The following is a 21,181-nucleotide window of genomic DNA, read 5'->3' as shown; positions in this document are numbered from 1 at the left end:
GGTCTGAATCGCTGTTCGCCATTCCTGGCTGTCGACGAGCTCAAGAGGCTCCTGACCGACGGTCGCCGCACGGCCTTCGTCCCCGGCCGTTTTCCCGGCGTTCCGTCAAAAAGGTCTACGCCAATCGGGAATCCTTTTCGACGGGCAAGCACTTCTCTGTGCCACCTTGCACCTCGGAAGGAACCCGCTCCCGTGCGCACCCCCCACCCGCCGCTTCCCGCCCATCCGCCCGGCGGATATTTCGGCGAATCCGACGAGGATCTCGCCGCCGTGCTGAGAGGCGGGTCGGAGGCCGACGCCACCCGTCCCGTCGCTCTGCTGACAGCCCGCCACTGGCGGCCGGCATACGACTACGCGGTGATCTGCCTCGCCACTTCGTCGCAGGTCGCCTCCATGGTCACCGAGGCATCCTTCCATCACGTGCTCGACCGCCTCGCCGAGGGTGAGCGGGCTCTCGCGCTGCGGCCCCGACTCCTCGTGACGGTACGGGACACGGTCCGGAACTGGGCGGCGGACGATCGGATATCAGAAGCCCTGCCGGCCTTGAGAAAGCCTGCGGGGGGCCGCGGTATGCGCCTGGCGAAGTCCATGACGGCAGAAAACCGCAAGCTCGCCGAACGCGCTTTCCTCGCTCTTCCGGGCGCCGCCCGATGCCTGTTGTGGCACACCGAGGTGGAGGACGAGTCGCTGTCCGTGCCGGCCGGCCTTTTGGGTATGGACGCCGACACCGCGTTCGCCGCCTGGGATCAGGCCCGCGAGCAATTTCGCCAGGCCTGCCTGCGCGCCCATCTGGAACTCGCCCCGACCAGAGAATGCGGTTTCCACAACCGGCTCCTCGACGTGCCGATCCGGCGCGGTGGAGCGTTGCTGCCGGATGTCCAGCAGCATCTGGCGGAGTGCTCCTACTGCCGCTACGCGGCGGCTCAACTCGGCCATTTTGAGGGAGAGTTGGGGGTCCTGATCGCCGAGTCCGTGCTCGGCTGGGGCGCCCGTCGCTACTTCGACTCCCGCCGGAGCCGCGGGCGGCAAGCGCTACGGCACCGGAGCGTGTCCCCGTTCGGCGGCCGACGACAGCGAGGCGGTGAGCGCCCCGGAAAGGGCGGACGTCCTGTGGACGACGGACGCCTGGGACGTCGCGGGCGAGCCGGAAAGGGTGGGCGCTCCGGAGATGACGTGCGCCCGGAGAGCGGTGTGACTCCGGCGGACGGTGGACGTCCGGGAGTGGGTGAACGCTTCGGGGACGACGTGCGCCCGGAGAGTGGTGTGACTCCGGCGGACGGTGGGCGTCCGGGAGTGGGTGAAGGCTTCGGGGACGACGTGCGCCCGGAGAGTGGTGTGACTCTGGCGGACGGTGGGCGTCCGGTAATGGGCGAAAGCTTCGGAGCGGGCGTGCGCCCGGAGAGTGGTGAGACCCCGGCGGGCCGTGGGCGACCCGGCGCGGGCGGGCGCTCCGGGGACGACGTGCGCTCGGAAAGTGGTGGGCGCCCGGCGGGCCGTGGGCGCCCCGGGGCGGGCGGCCGCCGTCGTCTGGTGTCCCCGTTCGCCCCGACGGGGAGCCGCGCCGCCGGGCCGGTGGAAGTCCCGCAGCAGGCACTGGTCACCGGAGCCGGCCTGTCGGCCGCCCTGCTGGCGACCGTCCTCGCGGTCAGCCTGTGGCCGAACGAGGAGGGCGGCGCCGACACCGCGGCCGCCATCGGCGCGAGCAGCAGCCGGACACTGTCACCCACCCAGGGTTCTGAGGTCCCGCCCGTAAGGTCCACTCCGTCCACCGCGGCCGGAGTCTTCGTCAAGGGGGACCGGGCCCGACTGCGCAACGTGGACGCCGACCTGTGCCTCGACGTCCGGGACTCCAGGGCCGTGGAAGGCGCCGAGGCCACGCTGGACGTGTGCTCGTCCGCCTGGACCCAGCAGTGGGTGTACGAGCGGGACGGACTGTTGCGCAGCGTCGCCGGTTCCGGGCTCTGCCTCGACGCGCGTGCCGACGACGGTGTCCTCCTGCTCGACCGCTGTGCGGGCGAGGATGCGAAGCAGCGCGAGGACATGCGCTATGACCTCACCGAAGAGGGCGAGTTGCTGTCCCGCGGGCGCGACGGACTGGCCGTCGCACCCGCGTCCGCGGACCCTGGCGCCGACATCGTGGTCAAGGTCCGCGACTACTCCGACATACAGCGCTGGCGGACCGAGGCCCGCTAGAGAGACCCCGATCCGCTGTCGGCCCGTCGCGCACGCAGGGCCGACGGGATTGCGGCTACGAGACGACGTCCTGGGGCGGCTTGCCGGCCACGAAGTCCGCGGCGTTCCGGACGGCGGCCAGCGCGATCCGTACGAGCGTCTCGCGGGTGACACCGGCGACGTGCGGAGAGAGCACCACGTTCGGCGCCTTGAGCAACCGCAGGGCCGGGGTGGGCGGTTCGGGGTCGAAGACATCGAGGCCCGCTCCGGCCAGGGCGCCCGCGTGCAGCGCGTCCGCGAGGGCGTCCTGGTCGATCAGGGCGCCCCGCGAGGTGTTGACGACGAACGCGGTCGGCTTGAGCAGCGCGAGCCGCTCGGCGTTCAGCAGATGCCGGGTCGCCTCGGTGAGTGGCGCGTGCAGGCTGACGTAGTCCGATATGCGCAGCAGTTCGTCGAGTTCGACATGGCGGGCGCCGAGCCGGGCCTCCGTCTCGGCGGACACGGGCGTGGGCCCGGCGTACACGATGCTCATGTCGAACGCGACCGCGCGCCGGGCGACCTCCTCGCCGATATGGCCGAGTCCCACGATGCCGAGCGTCTTGCCGGACAGTTCGGTGATCGACTGCTGGAGCCGGGGCAGCGCCCAGTCGGCCTCGGTCAACGCGGTGTGGGCGGGCACCAGTTGCTTGGCCAGGGCGAGCATGAGGGCGAAGGTCTGCTCGGCCACGTTCTGCTTCTCGGCGCCGCTGGAACCGATGTTGCACACGGGCACGCCCCGGTCGCGCGCGGCGTCCAGATCGACGTAGTCGAAGCCGTGGCTCGCGCACTGGATCAGTTCCAGGTCGGGTGCGGCGGCGATGTGTTCGGCGGTCACCGGGCCGAGGCCCGTGACGACGACATGGGCCTCGCGCAGCGCGGCGGGGTCCTCGTCCGTCGCCTCCACGACGGTGACGCGGACCTGCCCGGGAAAGAGCGTGGCGAGCGCGGCTCCCGCCGTACGGCCGCCGACATGCGGAGAGACGACGGCGAGCACGTTCTTCGTGACGGTCATGCGGTTTCCTCGATGAGGTCGTCGGGGCCGGGGGAGTCCGGGCGGGCGTGCCCGGACAGGGCGAGGGTGAGATCGAACTCGGCGAGCAGGCAGCGGACGACGTGTTCGACGCCCGCCTGTCCGTCGAGGCCGAGCCCATAGGCGTACGGGCGTCCGACGAGCACCGCCCGCGCGCCCAGTGCCAGCGCCTTGAAGATGTCGTCGCCGGTGCGGATACCGCTGTCGAAGAGCACGGTGAGCCGGTTGCCCACCGCCTCCACCACGCGGGGCAGCGCGTCGGCGGCCGCGACCGATCCCGCGACCTGCCGGCCGCCGTGGTTGGAGACGACCACGCCGTTCATCCCGGCCTCGGCGGCGCGCCGGGCGTCGTTCGGGTGCAGGATGCCCTTGAGGACGATCGGGCCGTCCCAGTTCTCGCGCAGGAAGGCCAGATCCGGCCAGGTCTTGCCGGGGTCCGCGAACATGTTCACGAAGTGCATCACGGCCGCGTTCGGGTCCTCGTGCACCGGCTTGGCCAGACCGGCCTGGAACGCCGGGTCCGAGAAGTAGTTGGCGGTGCCCACCCCGTGCAGGAACGGCAGGTACGCCTGGTCCAGATCGCGCGGGCGCCAGGCCAGCAACGGCGTGTCCAGGGTGACGAACAGGGCGGTGAACCCGGCCGCCTTCGCCCGGTCCAGGAAGCTGCGGGTGACCTCGCGGTCCTTCGCCCAATACAGCTGGAACCAGCGCTCGGCGTCCCCCATGGCCTCGGCGACCTGCTCCATGGGGGTGCTGGAGGCGGAGGACAGGATGTAGGGGACGCCCTGGGCGGCGGCGGCCCGTGCCGCGGCGCACTCCGCGTCCGGATGCATGATCGACAGCACGCCGATCGGGGCGAGCGCGAGCGGCGCGGGCAGCGGGCGTCCCAACACCTCGACGGACAGGTCGCGTTCGTGGACGTCCCGCAGCATGCGCGGCACGATCCGGCGCCGGTCGAGGGCGTCCCGGTTGGCGCGCGCCGTGCTGCCGTTGCCCGCGCTGCCCGCCACATAGCCGACCGGACCGGGGCCGAGCCGCTGTTCGGTGAGCTCCTCCAGCCGGGTCAGATCCGTGGGCAGCCGCGGTACGGCGCCCGTCATTCCGTTCAGATAGATCTCGTACTGGAAGTCGGCCCAATGCTTCGCCATCCGTACGTCCCGCCTCTCGTCCCTGAGACCGCGCTGTACGAGGTCGATCCTGGCGACTGTGACAAGTCCCGTCCACCGTGGTGCGCACAACGTGCGGCTGGAATCATCACCCTGTGACAAACAAGTCGTCCGAGGTCCGGGAACGCATCCGGCAGGAGATGGTCGCCGACCCACGCGTCGTGGAGGCGATCGTCGCCGCCGTCCACGAACAGGTCCCGGTGTACGCGGCACTCGACGACAGCCGGCTGCCCGAGGTACGGGCCATCGCCGCCTGGGGCCTCGAACGGCTGCTGCAGCTCTGGGCCACCGGCGGCACACTGGGGCCGGCCGATCTGCGGCGCTTCCGTGGCATCGCGTCGGCCCGTGCGGCGGACGGGCGCCCGGTGCAGGCGGTGCTGCGCGCCTACCGGGTCGCGGGCACCGTCCTCACGGACGAGGTCGCCGCCCGCGCGCCCCGGCTCGCCGCCGCCGACGCCTTCGCGCTCGCGCGCATGCTGCTCGTCACCCTCGACACCCTCTCCGAGGAGATGGCCACCGCCTACGCGGCCACCAGCGAGGACCTGGCCGGTGACCGGACCCGGGCGCTGCGGCTGCTGCTCGACGACCTGATCGCCGGGCGGCACGCCTCGGTGGGCGCGCTGACCGACCGCTCCGCCCGGCTGGGCATCCAGCTTCCGGACCCCTGCTGCCTGCTGGTGGCGGAACCGGTCGCCGCGGACCGGCCCGACCTCGCGCACGAGACGGCGACGGGACTGCTCGACGCGCTGGCCGGTCCCCAGGGCGAGGTGACGTCCCTGGCGACGGTACGGGGCTCCCGGGCCGTTCTACTGCTGCCGCTGGCGGCGTCGGCACGCGTGGGGGCGGTCCTCGGTGAACGATCCTGGCGCGGATGTGTCATCACCGGCGAGGGCCTGGACCGGGTCGCTCTCGCGCACCGGCTCGCCGCCGACGCGCTCGACACCGCACCGGCCCACGCCCATCGATCCGGGCACGTACTCACGGATGCCGACGCGCAGGTCCTCGCCCTGCTCGCGGGGCGCCCGGCCGCCGCGCCGGACCACATCGCCCGGCTGGTGCTCGGGCCGCTCACCGACGCCGCTCAGCGGCATCTGCTGGAGGCGCTCACGGCGTACATCGACTCGGGCTCGGCGAACGCCGCCGCGCGGGCGCTGCACCTTCATCCGCAGTCCCTGCGCTACCGCCTGCGCCGCGTCCACGAACTGACCGGCCGCGACCCGCGCGACCCCTGGCACCGCCTCACCCTGGACATCGCCCGCACGATCCGCGACTGAGCACGTCCGAGGGCGTCGGGTGGCTCGCCGGCCGGGGCCCCTTTTGACGGGCCCCGGCCGGCGAGCTGGTGGGCGCGGACGATCGTGGAGTCGACCGCGACGACCCAGTCGAGGTCGCCTTCTGCGTCGGCCTGGGCGAGCAGGGCGGTGAAGACCTTCGCCCGGGTGCCGTCCGCGGCCCACATGCGCAGACGGTTGTGGGCGCCCTTCCACGAGCCGAAGTGCTCTGGCAGGTCCATCCACGGCGTCCCGGTGCGGTACTGGAACGCGATCGCGTCAATCACCTGCCGGTGATCACGCCACCGCCCACCCCGCCGAGGTGTCCGGTCCGGCAGCGGCGGCTCGATCCGTCTCCGGAGGGCGAACTCCCTTCGGTTCCCCGGGGCGCCGCTCAACGGTCCGGGGCGGCCTGCCAGCCCCGCCAGCGGTGGACGGTGATCACGGTCACCGGGCCGTCCGGTGGCCGGTTCCGGTACTGGGGGTACTTGTCCCGCAGCGCGTCGACGGCCGCGGCGTAGGCGTGCGAGACCTCACCGCGCTCCCGTTCACCGGGCTCCCGTTCACCGGGCTCCCGTTCGCCGCGCTCCCGTCCGCCCGGCGGCGGGATCACGCGCGCGTCGCCGTCCGCCCGCACCCACCAGAGCCGTTCCCAGTCCTCGTCGTAGGCATCCACCAGCAGACAGACGGCCGGATGGCCGGCGATGTTGCGCAGCCGCCGCAGCAGCGGCGACCGCTTCGGCTTGTGGTCGACGGCGGTCACGAGTTCGTCGCCGCAGTGAGCGAACACGAGCGGCACCAGATGCGGCCGGCCCTCGGTGTCCACGGTCGCGAGAGTCGCCACCCGCGCCGCCAGGAAGCGGCGGCGCGCCTGGTCCTCGTCCATGTCGGGCACGAGCGGCTCCGGTTCTCCGCGGACCGTGTCGCCGCCCGCGAGGGGCGGGCGGGGACGCGGCGGCGCCGACCTCCGCGTTGCCTCGTCCCGTCGGCACCTGCTGCCAGTGTGGCGCGGTCTCCCGGAGACGCGCGGTCATGGCAGCGCCGGCCGGGTCACTCCTCGTCGCCGGGAACGTCCTGCGGTTCGGCGTCCGGTCCCTGCGAGCGGACCCGCTGCACATGCTCCAGGGAGTCGCGCAGCTCGGTGAGCCAGTCGTCGGTGTGCCGCTGCACCAGGCGCACGCACCAGGCCAGCGCGTCACTGCGGCTGCGGGCGACCCCGGCCGCGATGAGCGTGTCGAGGACCTCGCGTTCGGGCTGGCGCAGCCGGGTCATGACCGGCGCGGCGACATGCGTGAACAGGGCGCGCTCGGTGCCGCACTCCACACCCCAGGAGACCTTCTTGCGGAAGCGGTGCTCCGCCTCGCGGGCCACCTCGACGCGGTCGTCCCGGGTGCGCTCGCGGAATTCCTGGATACGGGCCTGGAGCGCCGCCTCCTTCTCGGCGTCCGAGGCGCCTTCGGCGAGCCTCGGCTCGGGGATGCGGCCGACGACGGTGATCTCCTCACGGTCGACCGTCACCTCCGCCAGGCTCTCGAAGAGATCGTCGGGCAGGCGGCCTGCGAACCAGCCGCGCAGCTTCTCGCGTTGCTCCGTTGTAATCATGTAATGACGATTACTCCGTTACGAACGAGATGCAAGAGCTGCGGAAGAAGTCCGCCGTAAGCGGAAGTCGAGGCGGCATGCCGGTTGAACCGGAATGTTTCAGGCCTATTGCTGAGGCGTGTCAATCCGGCCAGGTGGCCGTCGACGGCGATCAACAACCGCTCAGTTCCGGGCCCCAGACGTTCGAATTCTGTAACTTCACGCCACTGATTCAATACTCAAAGTTACCGAAACCCGTGGGGTCGATGTGTGTTTCCTGTGCGAACTCGGCAGACTCGCGCTCGCCGAACCGGCACTCGACCGAGCCGGTATCGCATTCGATCGAGCGGAAGGATGCACACAATGCCGAACACCGCGCGTTGGGCAGCGACTCTCACCCTGACGGCCACCGCCGTCTGCGGCCCCCTGATGGGGTCCGCCCACGCAGCCCCCGCCCTCGGCCCGTCCGGGCTCTACGCCCCCTCCGCCCTGGTGCTCACCACGGGCCACGGCCAGAGCGCGGCCGTCACCACTCCGGAACGCGCCGTCACCCTCAACTGCGCCCCGACGGCCTCCGGGACCCACCCGGCCGCGGTCGACGCCTGCGCCGAACTCCGGGCGGTCAAGGGTGATTTCGACGAACTGACACCCAGAAACGACGTCTTCTGTACGAGGCAGTACGACCCCGTGGTCGTCACGGTGGCCGGCGTCTGGCAGGGCAAGCGCGTCTCGTACGAGCACACCTTCGCCAACGAGTGCGTGAAGAACTCCTACGGGATGACCGTCTTCGCGTTCTGAGAGACCGGGATCGCGTGGCCGTCGTGGACATGGACCGGGATCCGTAGCTGGGGAGTGCGGGCTCCGTCGCGAGGCGCCATGTGATTTCGCACCGAGGGTCGGTCAGACGGAGTGGGGCCGTCGGCCGGCCCTCGGCATTTCTGCGTGCACGACCGGAACGGCCGCGGCACGGCATCACGCCCCGGGGTGTGATGCCGTGCCGCGTTCCGTGAGGTGTCTCTGCCCGGAGGGTCCCGGGTTTCGCGACCTGTGTCTCCCGGCGCAAGGTCCCGGGTTTCGCGACCTGTGTCTCCCGCAGGGCCCCCGGGTTTCGCGAGGTGTTCCTCCCAGGGGTCCCGCGTTCCGCGACGGGTCCGTCCCGAGCGGTGCGATCCGTGCGCCGCACGGCCCACGCGCGTCACCGTTGCGAGTCACCCGGGATGCCGACGCGGCCGAGGCGGAGTAGCGGTGGAGCATGGGTGTACTCCTCGAATGGGACCAGCGGCTGTTCACGCGGGTGGCCGCGGTGCGGGTGCCCGGAGCCGATCCGGCGCTGCGGCGGCTCAGTCACGCCGCCAACCACGGACGCCTGTGGCTGGGCACGGCGGCGGGGATCAGCCTGGTCGGCGGGCCCACCGGGCGCCGGGCGGCGCTGCGCGGCCTGGGCTCACTGGCGCTGGCCTCGTTCACCGTCAACACGCTGGTGAAGTGGAGTGCCCGGCGTCCCCGCCCGCTGCTGGCAGGCGTCCCCACGATCCGGCACCTGGCCCGTCAGCCGCACACCACATCCTTCCCGTCCGGGCATTCCGCCTCCGCCGCGGCCTTCGCCACCGCGGTCGTCCTGGAGTCCACGCGCTACGGCGCCCTGGTCGCGCCCGTGGCCGCCGCCGTCGCCTTCTCGCGTGTCTACGTAGGGGTCCACTACCCGGGAGACGTGCTCGCCGGTGTGGCCATCGGCGCGGGCGCGGCCGCCCTCACCTGCCGCTGGTGGCCGCCGCGCCCCGTCGTACCGGAGCGGGAGCGGCCCGCGGCGCGGGCACCCGCGCTGCCGCTCGGCAAGGGGCTGGTCGTCTTCGTCAACAACCGGGCCAGTGTCGATGGTGACCCCAGTTCCAGTGCCGGTACCGGTACCGGCACCGGCACCGGCGCGCCCGCGGCACCGCTGTCGCCCGCCGGGCGGCTGCGCGCCCTGCTGCCCGAGGCCGAGTTGATCGAGCGCGGCCCCGGCGACGACTTCGCGGAGCTGCTCGCCGCGGCGGCCGACCGGGCCGCCGAGATCGGTGGCGCGCTCGGTGTCTGTGGCGGCGACGGCAGTGCCAACGCCGCTGCCCGCGCGGCGGCCGAACGGGGGCTGGCGCTGGCCGTGTTCCCCGGCGGCGCTCTCAACCAATTCGCGCTGGACGTGGGCGTCCCGGAGTTCGAGGACACCGCGGTCGCGGTCGCCGGGGGCGCGGCGGTGTCGGTGGACATCGGCGTCGCCCGCTCGGCGGCGGGACAGGACATGCCGTTCCTCAACACGTTCAGCATCGGGCCGTACCCCGAACTCATCCGCATCCGCAAGGAGTTGGAGCCGCGCTGGGGCGCCGGGCCGGCGGCGGCCGTCGCGCTGGTCCGGGTGCTGGGCACCGCGCGCCCCGTCGAGGTGAACGTCAACGGCCGGCCCCGCCGGCTGTGGCTGCTCCTCGCGGGCAACGGCCGTTACGTCCCCGACGGCCTCGCCCCCGCCTTCCGGCCGCGTCTGGACGACGGGCTGCTCGATGTACGCCTGGTCGACGCCGACCACCGTCTCGCCCGCACCCGCCTCGTCGCGTCCTCGGTCCTCGGGACCCTGGGGCACTCACGGGTCTACGGCGCCGAGCGGGTGCCCTGGGTGGAGCTGGACGGTTTCCTCGGCGCCGACACCCTCGCGTACGACGGCGAAGTGCACCCCGGCGTGGTCGGGTTGCGGCTGGAGAAGGAGTACCGGGCGCTGGTCGTGTACCGGCCCGCCCGGCCTGGGAACGAACTGCGCCTGGAGGCGCGCCGGGTCGCCGCGACGGCCCGCTACCGGCGACGGGTGAGGGGCCGCCGTCTCCCTGCGGACGGCGGCCCCTCGGCCTGACGGGTGACCGGGTCAGGACCCGGTCACATGTGCACGACCGGTGCGGCGTCCGGGTCCTGGACCGGCGTGCCGCGGCGGTAGAGCACGAGCGCGATGAGCGCTCCGGCGGCGAAGAAGCCGGCCGACCACCAGAAGGCGGTGGTGTAGCTCTCGATCGTCGACTGGGCCCGGACCAGCTTGTCCGTCGCGTCCTTGCCTGCGAGGTAGCTGGTCGAGGCGCTCGCGGCGAGCGTGCTCAGCAGGGCAGTACCGATCGAACCGCCCACCTGCTGCATGGTGTTGACGGTCGCGGAGGCCACGCCCGCGTCCTCGGGCGCGATCCCGCTGGTGGCCAGTGACATCGCGGGCGGCATCACCATGCCGAGGCCGGCGCCGATCAGCAGCAGCGGCGGCAGCACGTCGGTCGAGAACGACGAGCCGATGCCGATGCCGGTCAGCCAGGCCATGCCGAGCGCGGCGACCGCGAAGCCCGCGGGGATGACCGCCTTCGGCCCGATCCGGGGCACCAGGACCGTGGTGGAGACCTGGGCCATGACCATCAGGGCCGCCATCATCGGCAGGAACGCCACACCCGTCTTGGTGGGGCTGAAGCCGAGGTTCAGCTGAAGGTAGTAGGTGAGGAAGAGGAAGACGCCGAACATGCCCGCACCGGTGATGAGCACCGCGAGGAACGAGGCGGCCCGGTTGCGGTCGAGCAGGACACGCATCGGCAGCAGCGGGTGCTTCGCCCGTGTCTGCCACCAGGCGAACGCGGCCAGCAGGATGCCGCCGATAGCCAGGAAACCCCAGGTGGCGGGCGAACTCCAGTGGTGCGTCTCGGCGTTGGAGAATCCGTAGACCACGGCGAAGAGACCGGTGGAGACCAGCAGGGTGCCCGGCAGGTCGAGCTTGGAGTTCGCCGCGTCACGGTGACCGCTGAGCAGGACCCAGCCGCCGGCGAAGGCGACGACCGCGAAGACGAGGTTGACGAACAGCGTCCAGCGCCAGTCGAGCGCGTCGGTCAGGAGGCCGCCGAGCAGCAGGCCCACCGCGCCACCGGCACCGGCGATCGCGCCGTACACGCTGAACGCCTTGGCGCGCTCCTTGGCGTCGGTGAACGTCGTGTTCAGCAGGGAGAGGGCGGCCGGGGCGAGGAGGGCGCCGAACACACCTTGCAGGGCGCGGGCGGTGACCAGCATCCCGAAGCTGTTGGAGACGCCGCCCAGGACGGAGGCCCCGGCGAACCCGGCGACACCGATCAGGAAGGCGGGCTTGCGGCCGAAGAGATCCGCGATGCGCCCGCCGAGCAGCAGCAGGGAGGCGAAGGCCAGGGAGTAGGCGGTGACGATCCACTGCCGGTTGCCGTCGGAGAAGCCGAGGTCCGCCTGGGCGGAGGGCAGGGCGATGTTCACGATGGTGGCGTCGAGGACCACCATCAGCTGGGCGATGCCGATGATCGACAGGATCCACCATCGCCGCTTCGACGCGAGTGCGGACGCCGGGTCCGCGGCGCTCGCGCCGGTGCCTTTGGTCAGGGTCTGGGACATGGGAGAAGTACTCCAGGGAAGTCGCTCATTGCGTGCACGTAAACGAAACCGTTTCGTACACATCGACGGTTCGACCTTAGACCCACGTCGAGCGAAACGGCAACGTTTCGCTAGGCGGCCGGGTGTGACGTCCGTCCCACGCATTCCATTCCTTGACGGTCATATAACCGCTGAGGCATATTGAAATCATGTCCGACGACGCCTCCCTCTGGGCCGCCCTCGCCGACCCCCACCGGCGGGCCATCGTCGCGCTCCTCCTGGAGCGCCCCCGGGCCGTCGGTGAGATCGTCGAGGCGTGCGGGCTCAGCCAGCCGGGCACCTCGAAGCATCTGCGGGTACTGCGCGACGCGGGGCTCGTCCGGGTACGACAGGACGCGCAACGCCGGGTCTACGCCCTCGACCCGGCCCCGATCGCCGCACTCGACGCCTGGCTCACCCCGTACCGCACGCTGTGGAACGAGAGCCTGGACGCCCTCGGCCGCCGCCTGGACGGACATCCGGAGCCAAGGGCGGGCGAGCCGTCGGACCACTCCGAAGAGCCGTTCCCGCACGATCGAAGGCAGCCGAACGGCGCAACACCCCCACTGGACGCACCTTCACCGGAAGCACCCTCACCGAAGGGCTGAGTCACCATGTCCGCCGAAGCCACCGCCCGTACCGGGACCTACCTCACCCTGGAGGACGGCCGCCCCGCCGTCCGCTTCAGCCGCACCTACGACCACCCCGTCGACCGTGTCTGGCGGTTCGTGACCGACCCCGACGAACTGGCCGCCTGGTTCCCCTCCCGTGCCGAGATGGAGCTGCGCCCCGGCGGCACGATCACGTTCAGCGGCGATCCGAACATGCCGGAGTCGACGGGTCGTGTCCTCGCCGTCGACCCGCCCCGCCATCTCTCCTTCGAGTGGGGCGGCGACGAACTGCGCTTCGACCTCGAAGCCCTCGACGACGGGCGCACCCGCTTCACGCTCACCAACGTGCTCGCCGAACCGAACACGGCCGCCCGCAACGGCGCGGGCTGGGAGGTGTGCCTCACCGCCCTCGACGCGACGGCCCGCGGCGAACGGTCCGACGGCCCGCACGCCGGGGGGAACACGGGCTGGAAGGAGATCTACGAGGCCTACGTCGAGGCGGGTGTCCCCTCCGGCGCGCCGGTCCCGGGGACGGGCTGACCGCTCAGGCCAGCTGCCGTCGCACCAGCTCGTGCAGCCGCCCGCCCGTGTCCGCCAACAGCTGTGCGGGCGGGCCCTGCTGGGCCACCCGGCCGTCCTCCATCACGATGACCCGGTCCGCGTCCAGCACGGTCGACAGCCGGTGCGCGATCACCACCCGGGTCGCGTTCAGAGCCTTGGTGCTCTCGATCACCGTGCGCTGCGTCGCGTTGTCGAGCGCGCTGGTCGCCTCGTCGAAGAAGAGGATGCGCGGCCGTCGTATCAACGCCTGGGCGATCATCAGACGCTGGCGCTGGCCGCCCGAGATCGCGCCGCTGCCCGCGACGAGGGTGTGCAGCCCCATGGGCATCCGCCTGATGTCCTCGGCCAGTCCCGCCATCTCGGCCGCCTCCATCGCCTCCTCCGGCGTGTACGGCTCGGTGCCGCAGATGCAGTCGAGGACCGACCCGGTGAACGGCTGCGCGTGCTGGAGCACCACACCGCACTGACGGCGTACGGCGGACTGGTCGAGGGCTCCGAGATCCTGGCCGTCGTAGAGCACACTCCCCGACACCGGCCTGTCGAAGCCGATCAGCAGCCGCAGCAGGGTGGACTTGCCGCAGCCGCTCGGTCCCACGATCGCCACGAACTCGCCGGGCCGGATCGCGAACGACACGTCGTCGAGGACGAGCGGACCGTCGTCGGCGTACCGGAACGACAGCCGCCGTGCCTCGATCCCGCCGGACAGGACACCGGGACGGGTGCTCGCCACCCGTACCTCGGGCGTCGCGTCGAGCACCGGCCTGATCTCCTCGAACATCGGCAGCGCCGCCGCAGCCGACACGAACGCGCCGGTGATCTGGGTGACCGAGGTCAGCAGCATCGTCATCGACGTGTTGAAGGTGAGGAAGGCGGCGGCCGACAGCGAGCCGTGTGCCGGGCCCGCCAGCAGCATGAACATCAGCAGGGAGCACAGCGGCAGATACACCGCGCCCATCACCGTCGTCAGGTTCTTGACGCGGCCGACCCGCTGCTGGAGCTCACGACTGCGGGCGAACTCGCCCGCCCAGGCCGCGTACGCGTAGTTCTCGGCCGCCGCGACCCGCAGTTTGGGCAGGCCGCGCAGGGTCTGGAAGGCCTGGTTGTTGAGCTTGTTGCTCAGCACCACCAGACGGCGCTGCCCGCGCACCTGCCACAGACCGAGACCGAGGAACACGGCCGCGATCACCACGAGCATGCCGATCGCGGCCAGCGCCATCGGCACGCTGTACCAGAGCAGCAGACCCAGGTTCATCGCGCCGACCGTGGCCGCCTGCGCGAGCGTCGGGCCGACCCCCGCGAGCAGCCGGCGGATCGCGCTGACGCCCATCGCGGCACTGGCCAGCTCTCCGGTCGAGCGGGCGGCGAAGAACGCCGTCGGCAGCCGCAACAGCCGGTCCCACACGGCTGGTTGAAGACTCGCCTCGATCCGGCCCTCCATTCGCAGCAGCGTGAGGTTCTGCATCAGCATGAACGCCGCCGACACGACGCTGGTGACCATGAGCGCGAGACAGACCTGCACGATCAGGCCGTGCTCGGCCTTCGGTACATACTCGCCGAGCACCCTTCCGGTCGCGATCGGCACCAGCGCGCCGATCGCCACGGTCACCAGACCGCTGACCGCGAGGTTCCGCAGATCTCCGCCGGTGCCCGCGAGACAGAACCGCAGCAGCCGCAGCGGACTCAACTGCCGCTCGGGCAGCGGACGGTAGAACATCACGGCCCGTGGTTCGAACTCCGCCGCGTTGGCCTTCTCGACCGGCGTCTCCCGCCCGGACGACGGCTGCACGGCCACATATCCGCCGCGCCGCCACAGCAGCGCGACCGGCGCCCCGGACACCGCCCGGTGACCGACCAGCGGGCCGATGTCGTCGCGCCACCAGCGCCCGTCGAGACGTACGGCACGGGCCCGGATCCGTGAGGCGAGCGCGATCCGCTCGACCGGGTCGAGCCGGTCGCTCTCCGTGCCGCTCTGCGCCCGCTCGGCGAGGGTGATCCCGGCGGCGCGGGCGACCAACTGGCAGGCCGCGTACGTGGCGTCCGCGTCGGCCGCGGTCGGGCGCTTCGCCGACGCTCTGCCGATCGAGGCGAGCAGCGTGCGGTCGGCCTGGGCGCGGACGGCCTCACCGGCCCTGATACCCGCCGCCGTGCGGTCCTCGTGACCGGCCTCCAGCTCCTCGATCCAGCGGTCGAGCGTGGACAGCAGCCGGTACTGCTGGTCGACCATGCCCTGCCAGACCCCGGAGTCCATCAGCAGATCGGCGGCGGCCTCGGCCCCGTACAGGGACCCGTACCGCACGCTCCCCGGCGGGACCTGCATCCAGAAGACATCGTCGTCGGTGGGTGCCGCCGCGTTCTCCGTGGCCATCGGCGCCTGGAAGAGGATGGACAGACCGCGTCCGACGCCGAGCGCGAGCGCGTACTCCAGCGGGCTCTCCGTCGGCGGCACGTACTGCGGGTTGCCGTAGGCGTCGTACGACCAAGTCGCCGTGTCGGCCTGCTGGTACAGCTCCCGCAACCCGATCCGGCGCACCTCGCAGTCCCGCAACGGCCGTCCCACCAGCGTGTGCTGAGGGCCCGTCACCGGGCCGAGCAGCAGGGAGCCCGCTTCGAGCCGGCCGAGGTGATGCCAGTGACCCTGCTGCGCGGCGTCGACCGCGAACAGGTCCATGGCGCCCGCGACCACCAGCCACAGGACCTGCGGACCCTCCAGATCGAGCCGGCTCAGCCCCGCGCAGCCGACCGGCGTGCCCATGCCGCCGAGCGCGCCGAGCACCATGTCCTGCTCGTGGACACCCTCGTGAACCGTGGTCATCTCAACGCTCCCTGACCAGACCGGCGTACGGGCCGCCGGCCGCCACCAGTGCCTCGTGCCGCCCGCGTTCCACGATCGTGCCGTGTTCGAGTACGACGATCTCGTCGCTGTCCCGCACGGTGCTGAGCCGGTGGGCGATCACCACACAGGCGCAGCCGCGCCGGCGCAGGTTGTCCATGACGGTCTGCTCCGTCTCCGCGTCCAGGGCGCTGGTCACCTCGTCGAGCACCAGGATGCTGGGCCTGCGCACCAACGCCCGCGCGATCTCCAGGCGTTGCCGCTGACCGCCGGAGAAGTTCCGCCCGTCCTGCTCGACCCGGCTGTGGATCCCGCCGGGGCGGCGCGTCACGACGTCGTACAGGGCCGCGTCCTGAAGGGCGGCGACCACCGCGTCGTCCGGGATCGAGGGGTCCCACAGCGCCACGTTGTCACGGACCGTTCCCTCGAAGAGGAAGACGTCCTGGTCGACGAAGGACACGGAGGCCGCGAGCGCGCCGCGCGGGATGTCCTCCAGACGCCGCCCGTCGATGCGGATCGTGCCCTCCCAGGGCGCGTACAGGCCCGAAATCAGCCGGGAGACCGTCGACTTGCCGCTGCCCGAGCCGCCGACCAGCGCGACCTGCTGACCCGGGCCGACCGCCAGCGAGAACCCGGTGAGCAGCGGTTTGTCCAGCGGGCTGTAACCGAACGTGATGTTCTCCAGCTCCACATGACCCTGCAGCCGCCGGGTCGACTCACCGGTGCCCGGGCGGGCGTAGAGCGGGTCGGCCCGGAAGTTCTCGACGTCCTTGAGGCGGGCCACGTCGGCGGCGAAGTCCTGGATACGGCCCGCGACACCGTTGAGCCGGGTGATCGGCGCGGTGAAGCGGGTGACCAGCGCCTGGAAGGCGACCAGCAGACCCACGGAGACATGACCCTCGACCGCCCGAAGGCCGCCGATCCACAGGATCAGCGCGCTGTTGAGCGTCGCGAGCGTCGGAGCGACCACCCCCAGCCAGGCGCTCGGCACCCCGAGGCGCTGCTGCTCCTCCAGCGTGGTGGCGTGCTGTCCCGCCCACTTGCGGAAGTAGCCGTCCTCCCCGCCGGTGGCCTTCATCGTCTCGATCAACTGGAGCCCGGTATAAGCGGTGTTGGTCAGCCGGGCGGTGTCGGCCCGGAGCTTCGCGGTGCGGGTCGCGCGCAGCCGGATCACCACCCGCATCGCCACCACGTTGAGCAGCGCGACACCGATCCCGACGGCCGTCAGCTGAGGGTCGTACGTGTACAGCAGCACGGCGTACAGGACCACGACGACGGCGTCCACACCCGCGGCGGCGAGATCACGGGCCAGGGTCTCGGCCACCGCGTCGTTCGACTGGAGCCGCTGCACCAGGTCGGCCGGGCTGCGCTGGGAGAAGAAGGTGACCGGCAGCCGCAGCAGATGGCGCAGGAAACGGGCGCTGGAGAGCGTCGAGGAGATGATGCGGCCGCGCAGCAGATTCGCCTGCTGCAACCAGGTCAGCACCACCGTAAGCAGCACGGAGGCGCCCATCGACGCGAACAGCACTCCCAGCAGCGAACTCCGACCGCCGATCAGGTACTGGTCGATGAACGTCCGGCTGAGCGCGGGCACCGCCGCGCCGACCGCCACCAGCAGCAGACTCGCCAGCGCGGCGGCGGGCATCGTGCCCGAAGTGCCGCGCAGCCGGGCCGGCATGGCGCCCAGCACCCCCGGTTTCCGGCCGCCCCTGCGGAAGTCGGGGCCCGGCTCCATGACCAGGACGACTCCGGTGAAGCCGGTGTCGAAATCCTCCATCGGCACGAAACGACGGCCCTTGCCGGGGTCGTTGATGTGCACGCCCCGCCGCCCGAAGCGGCGCCCCATGCCGTCGTACACGACATAGTGGTTGAACTCCCAGAACAGGATCGCGGGCCCCCGCACCTCGGCGAGCGCGGCCGTGTCCATCTGCATGCCCTTGGCGGTCAGACCGTAACTGCGCGCCGCCTTCAGCAGGTTGCTCGCGCGCGAACCGTCCCGCGAGACACCGCACGCGATGCGCAGCTCTTCGAGCGGGATGTGCCGGCCGTAGTGGCCGAGCACCATGGCGAGGGACGCCGCACCGCACTCCACGGCCTCCATCTGGAGAACGGTGGGGGTGTGGACGCTCTTGACCCGGCCCTTGGGGACGCTGCGCCGGGGCGGCGCGGCGCGCCGTCTGCCGCGGGTGTCGGGTGGGGTGGTCACGGCAGGAGCCAATCGACGGGGCGCTGACCGGCCAGCCGGATCGAAGCCGTGGCGAGGGTCATGGAGGTGAGTGCGTACGGAGGCCCGTCGGCGGACGACCACTTGAGGCCGCTCTCGGTGGCGGACGAACGGTCGAGCCGGACCAGGACGGCCACGGGCCTGCCCTTGTCGGTGAACTGCTGGCCCAGCTGACTGTCGCCGAGGTAGGCGGCGATCTGCTGCCGGGTCTGCGCACTGCGGCCCACCGTCTTCACATGGCCGCGCAGTACTCCGTACCGCTGGGCCGGCACCGACTGGACGGTGAGGTCGACGGCGGCGTCGGCGGGAATCGTGGCGGCGCTCCCGGCGGAGACGTACACCGTCGCGTACAGCGGGTCGTCGGCTTGGGCGACCTTCTCCACTGCGGCCACGTTCGCGCCGGTCGAGATGATCGCGCCGATGGTGGCGGCGAGCGCGATGACACGGCCCGCGGCGACCGTGCGGACGACGGCCGTCTCTCCTTGCGCTGTACGGACCTTCAGCAAGGGCGCGTTCGCGGGGAGTCGTTCGCCCTCCTTCGCGAGAACCGCGGTGACCTGCCCGGCGACGGGGCTCTGCAGGACGTAACTGCCCTCCGCGTGGGTGAGAACGGCGGGCGCGCCGACCGTGGAGGCGACGGTGCCGGTCACGGCCCAGACGGACGCGGCGGCCATCGCGACGACCGTCACGGACAGCACGAGCCAGCCCTGCGGGCGAGCGAAGCGCACCGGAAGGTCGAGCTCTTCGGGCGACCGCAGCTTGGCGAGGGCCTGTTGGCGGAACTGCACGGGACTTCCCTCACCTGTTCGAGAGGCTTACGGCACCCGAGAGTCCCGGAACCGGTGGGGCGGCTCCGGGACTCGGCGGCGTGAAACGCGATCAGAGACCGGCGACCAGGCCGGTGACCGGGGCGGTGTTCAGGCCGGTCACACCCTCGACGGTGCCGACGGCCGTGCCCAGGACGCCGGAGACCGGGGCAACGCCGTCCACCAGGCCGGTGACGGTGCCGACGGCGTTCAGCGCGAGGCCGCCGGAGACGTTGTCGAGGTCGGCGTCAGAGATCTCGGCGGTCTCGACACGGGGGGTGGAGTTCATGATGGAACTTCCCTTCATATGGATATTCACAAGGGGGAGAGCGGCCCCCTCTGGGGGACAGATGACGGCCGCCACCGCAGGGGTGCGGCTCCCGTTCCCGGGAGCGGTGCCGCGACCTCCGCGGTGCAACGGATCAAAGCACGGGCGCGGGGTGCGCTTCCAATCAATCGGGGCTCTCACCTGGGAACTTGCGCTTCACGGGCGGTGAACCGTGCAGGCGTCCACACGCCTCTGCGGCCACTTCTTCACATGCTGCGCGGCATCGATCCACGCGAACCCTTGCCGCTCCCGCGCCGAATGGGACAGTCCCGGCCCAATGGCACACAGGGGGGCGCACGCCTGTGCAGATCCCCCGTACGCGGTGCCCTCGGTGAGCATGGGCTGTGCAGATTCCCTGAACCCGGGATTCCGTTCTTGATCGTCGACGGAGTGTCGTCGTTCGGTTGCACACCGTGGCGACGGGTGGTGGTGTGGCGGACTGCCGTCGGGCGGGTGGGCGGCGAACTCCGCTTACCCGGGCGGGGAGCGGGCCGGCTGCCGTGCGGAAGGCTCGACCCCGTCCGTCTCCACCCGCTGGAAGCGAATTCCCGGCCCCGTGTGGCGGAAATCGCCCGATTGTCTCCGCAATCAATGCCTTTGGTGAGGCCAACTCCCGCAATTTGCAATGGCAGTTGAACGCCCCGGGTGACGCACGCGTATCAACAGGCAACCAGGCGCCCCCCAGTCAGCTGCCGGACGCGGCATCGACCCCGTCCCCAGGAGGTCAAGAGTTGAGTCACAAACGGATACCCAAGCGCAAGGCCGCCATCGCGGTGGGCAGCGTAGCGGCCCTCGGAGCAGCGGCTCTTCTGCTGCCCCACGCCAACGCGTCGCAGTCGCACGGGGACGACGCCGCTCCCAGAACGTTCAAGGCGACCGACGTCTCGGGCGTCGCCAACATGCTCGCCACTCAACTGGGCGACGCCTTCGCGGGGTCGTACTACGACGCGGCGAAGAAGCAGCTCGTCATCAATGTCGTCGGTAACAACAGCAACGTCGTCAATCAGATCGAGCAGGCCGGCGCCGTGGCGCACCAGGTGCAGAACAGCACCTCCGCGCTGCAGGCGGCCGCCAAGACGCTGAAGGCCGACGCGACGATCCCCGGCACGGCGTGGGCGGTCGACCCGAAGACGAACCAGATCCAGGTGACCGCGGACTCCACCGTCACGGGCGGCAAGTGGAACACCGTGGAGTCGACCGTCAAGAACCTCGGTTCGGGCGTGGCGACCCTCAAGAAGTCCTCGGGAACCTTCAAGACGTTCGTGGACGGCGGTGACGCCATCTTCGGCGGCAACGTGCGCTGTTCGCTCGGCTTCAACGTCACCGCGGGCGACGGCACCCCCGCCTTCCTCACCGCGGGTCACTGCGGTGTCGCCGCCGCCAAGTGGTCGGACTCGCAGACCGGCGCGTCCATCGCGACCGTCGACCAGGCGACCTTCCCCGGCAACGGCGACTTCGCCCTCGTCAAGTACGACGACCCGGCCACGCAGACGAACAGCGCGGTCAACGTCGGCAACGGGCAGAGCGTCCAGATCAACGCGGCCGTCGACGCCACCGTCGGCACGCAGGTCTTCCGGATGGGCAGCACCACCGGTCTCCACAACGGCAACGTGACCGGCCTCGACGCCACCGTGAACTATCCGGAGGGCACGGTCACCGGTCTCATCCAGACCGATGTGTGCGCCGAGGCGGGCGACAGCGGCGGCTCCCTGTTCACCCAGGACGGCGGCGCGGTCGGCCTGACCTCGGGCGGCAGCGGTGACTGCACCGCCGGCGGCGAGACCTTCTTCCAGCCGGTCACCACCGCGCTGGCGGCGGTCGGCGCGACGCTGGGCGCGGGAGACGCGGGTGCCGGTGCCGGTGCCGGCGCCGCGGACCCGAGCGCGGGCGGCGCGGCGGACCCGAGCGCGAGCGCGGGCGGCGCGGCGGACCCGAGCGCGAGCGCGGGCGGCGCGGCGGACCCGAGCGCCGGCGCCAGTGACGCGGCGGGCGCCGGCGACCAGGCGGGCGGCGCTGCCGACCAGTCCGGTGCGGCGGGCGACCAGTCCGGTGCGGCGGGCGACCAGTCCGGTGCCGGTATGAACGACGGCTCGGGCGTGGTGGCCACTCCCTGAAGCCGGTGACTCCGGCGATCAAGACC

At 71.6% G+C, this 21,181-nt stretch carries 17 protein-coding genes; 7 read left to right on the top strand and 10 right to left on the bottom strand.

The window, feature by feature from the left end; all coding sequences use genetic code 11:
- Window positions 1–192: 192 nt before the first annotated feature.
- A complete protein-coding gene (locus tag ACFYR3_RS20680; protein WP_355840472.1) occupies window positions 193–2,193 on the top strand; it encodes an RICIN domain-containing protein in 2,001 nt (666 codons plus the stop codon).
- Between the two features lie 55 nt (window positions 2,194–2,248).
- Here ACFYR3_RS20680 and ACFYR3_RS20675 read toward each other — a convergent pair whose 3' ends face one another.
- Window positions 2,249–3,223, bottom strand: coding sequence for a 2-hydroxyacid dehydrogenase (locus ACFYR3_RS20675; RefSeq protein ID WP_389284239.1), 975 nt, complete (start codon window positions 3,221–3,223; stop codon window positions 2,249–2,251).
- Window positions 3,220–4,389, bottom strand: a complete 1,170-nt coding sequence (locus ACFYR3_RS20670; protein WP_355840470.1) for a lactate 2-monooxygenase — start codon at window positions 4,387–4,389, stop codon at window positions 3,220–3,222. Before ACFYR3_RS20670 ends, ACFYR3_RS20675 begins: the two co-directional genes overlap by 4 nt.
- 113 nt (window positions 4,390–4,502) lie before the next feature.
- On the opposite strand from ACFYR3_RS20670, the gene ACFYR3_RS20665 reads away from it, so the two are divergent.
- A complete protein-coding gene (locus ACFYR3_RS20665) occupies window positions 4,503–5,681 on the top strand; it encodes a helix-turn-helix domain-containing protein (protein WP_355840469.1) in 1,179 nt (392 codons plus the stop codon).
- On the opposite strand, the gene ACFYR3_RS20660 is transcribed toward ACFYR3_RS20665, so the two are convergent.
- The 3 genes from ACFYR3_RS20660 to ACFYR3_RS20650 all read right to left on the bottom strand — a co-directional run bounded on the left by ACFYR3_RS20660 (window position 5,585) and on the right by ACFYR3_RS20650 (window position 7,280).
- Complete coding sequence (locus ACFYR3_RS20660) at window positions 5,585–6,076, bottom strand: transposase (protein WP_356780860.1); 492 nt, start codon at window positions 6,074–6,076, stop codon at window positions 5,585–5,587. The genes ACFYR3_RS20665 and ACFYR3_RS20660 overlap by 97 nt on opposite strands.
- A complete protein-coding gene (locus ACFYR3_RS20655) occupies window positions 6,073–6,564 on the bottom strand; it encodes a TIGR03668 family PPOX class F420-dependent oxidoreductase (protein WP_356780949.1) in 492 nt (163 codons plus the stop codon). The genes ACFYR3_RS20660 and ACFYR3_RS20655 overlap by 4 nt, the downstream gene beginning before the upstream one ends.
- A 164-nt stretch (window positions 6,565–6,728) precedes the next feature.
- Window positions 6,729–7,280 carry a hypothetical protein gene (locus ACFYR3_RS20650; protein WP_355840465.1) on the bottom strand — a complete coding sequence of 184 codons (552 nt, stop codon included), beginning with the start codon at window positions 7,278–7,280 and terminating at the stop codon, window positions 6,729–6,731.
- Window positions 7,281–7,622: 342 nt separating this feature from the next.
- Here ACFYR3_RS20650 and ACFYR3_RS20645 point away from each other — a divergent pair, with 342 nt between their 5' ends.
- Window positions 7,623–8,057, top strand: coding sequence for a protease inhibitor (locus ACFYR3_RS20645; RefSeq protein ID WP_355840464.1), 435 nt, complete (start codon window positions 7,623–7,625; stop codon window positions 8,055–8,057).
- Between the two features lie 454 nt (window positions 8,058–8,511).
- Window positions 8,512–10,137 (top strand): phosphatase PAP2 family protein, encoded by a 1,626-nt coding sequence (locus tag ACFYR3_RS20640; protein ID WP_389284235.1) that lies wholly within the window; start codon window positions 8,512–8,514, stop codon window positions 10,135–10,137.
- 23 nt (window positions 10,138–10,160) lie between these two features.
- Here the strand turns inward: ACFYR3_RS20640 and ACFYR3_RS20635 are convergent, their stop codons facing one another.
- Window positions 10,161–11,663, bottom strand: a complete 1,503-nt coding sequence (locus ACFYR3_RS20635; protein WP_355840462.1) for an MFS transporter — start codon at window positions 11,661–11,663, stop codon at window positions 10,161–10,163.
- A gap of 188 nt (window positions 11,664–11,851) precedes the next feature.
- On the opposite strand from ACFYR3_RS20635, the gene ACFYR3_RS20630 reads away from it, so the two are divergent.
- Together ACFYR3_RS20630 and ACFYR3_RS20625 are read left to right on the top strand one after the other, a co-directional pair.
- Entirely contained in the window at window positions 11,852–12,289 is a 438-nt protein-coding gene (locus ACFYR3_RS20630; RefSeq protein WP_389284233.1) for an ArsR/SmtB family transcription factor, read from the top strand.
- Between the two features lie 6 nt (window positions 12,290–12,295).
- Window positions 12,296–12,832: an SRPBCC family protein gene (locus ACFYR3_RS20625; RefSeq protein WP_389284231.1), complete on the top strand. Its 537-nt coding sequence runs from the start codon at window positions 12,296–12,298 to the stop codon at window positions 12,830–12,832.
- Between the two features lie 4 nt (window positions 12,833–12,836).
- On the opposite strand, the gene ACFYR3_RS20620 is transcribed toward ACFYR3_RS20625, so the two are convergent.
- The 4 genes from ACFYR3_RS20620 to ACFYR3_RS20605 all read right to left on the bottom strand — a co-directional run bounded on the left by ACFYR3_RS20620 (window position 12,837) and on the right by ACFYR3_RS20605 (window position 19,002).
- Complete coding sequence (locus tag ACFYR3_RS20620) at window positions 12,837–15,665, bottom strand: NHLP bacteriocin export ABC transporter permease/ATPase subunit (RefSeq protein ID WP_389284229.1); 2,829 nt, start codon at window positions 15,663–15,665, stop codon at window positions 12,837–12,839.
- 1 nt (window position 15,666) lies between these two features.
- Window positions 15,667–17,889: an NHLP family bacteriocin export ABC transporter peptidase/permease/ATPase subunit gene (locus tag ACFYR3_RS20615; RefSeq protein WP_389284227.1), complete on the bottom strand. Its 2,223-nt coding sequence runs from the start codon at window positions 17,887–17,889 to the stop codon at window positions 15,667–15,669.
- Complete coding sequence (locus ACFYR3_RS20610) at window positions 17,886–18,695, bottom strand: DUF2118 domain-containing protein (protein WP_355840457.1); 810 nt, start codon at window positions 18,693–18,695, stop codon at window positions 17,886–17,888. The genes ACFYR3_RS20615 and ACFYR3_RS20610 overlap by 4 nt, the downstream gene beginning before the upstream one ends.
- A 91-nt stretch (window positions 18,696–18,786) precedes the next feature.
- Window positions 18,787–19,002, bottom strand: coding sequence for a type A2 lantipeptide (locus tag ACFYR3_RS20605; protein WP_355840456.1), 216 nt, complete (start codon window positions 19,000–19,002; stop codon window positions 18,787–18,789).
- A gap of 770 nt (window positions 19,003–19,772) precedes the next feature.
- Between ACFYR3_RS20605 and ACFYR3_RS20600 the strand changes: the two genes are divergently transcribed.
- Complete coding sequence (locus tag ACFYR3_RS20600; RefSeq protein ID WP_389284225.1) at window positions 19,773–21,155, top strand: S1 family peptidase; 1,383 nt, start codon at window positions 19,773–19,775, stop codon at window positions 21,153–21,155.
- The last annotated feature ends 26 nt before the right edge of the window (window positions 21,156–21,181 follow it).

It is taken from the genome of Streptomyces sp. NPDC005784 (assembly GCF_042871525.1).
Lineage (GTDB): Bacteria > Actinomycetota > Actinomycetes > Streptomycetales > Streptomycetaceae > Streptomyces.
The sequence above is the reverse complement of the archived record's forward strand: the minus strand, read 5'-3'. Positions and strand labels throughout refer to the sequence as shown.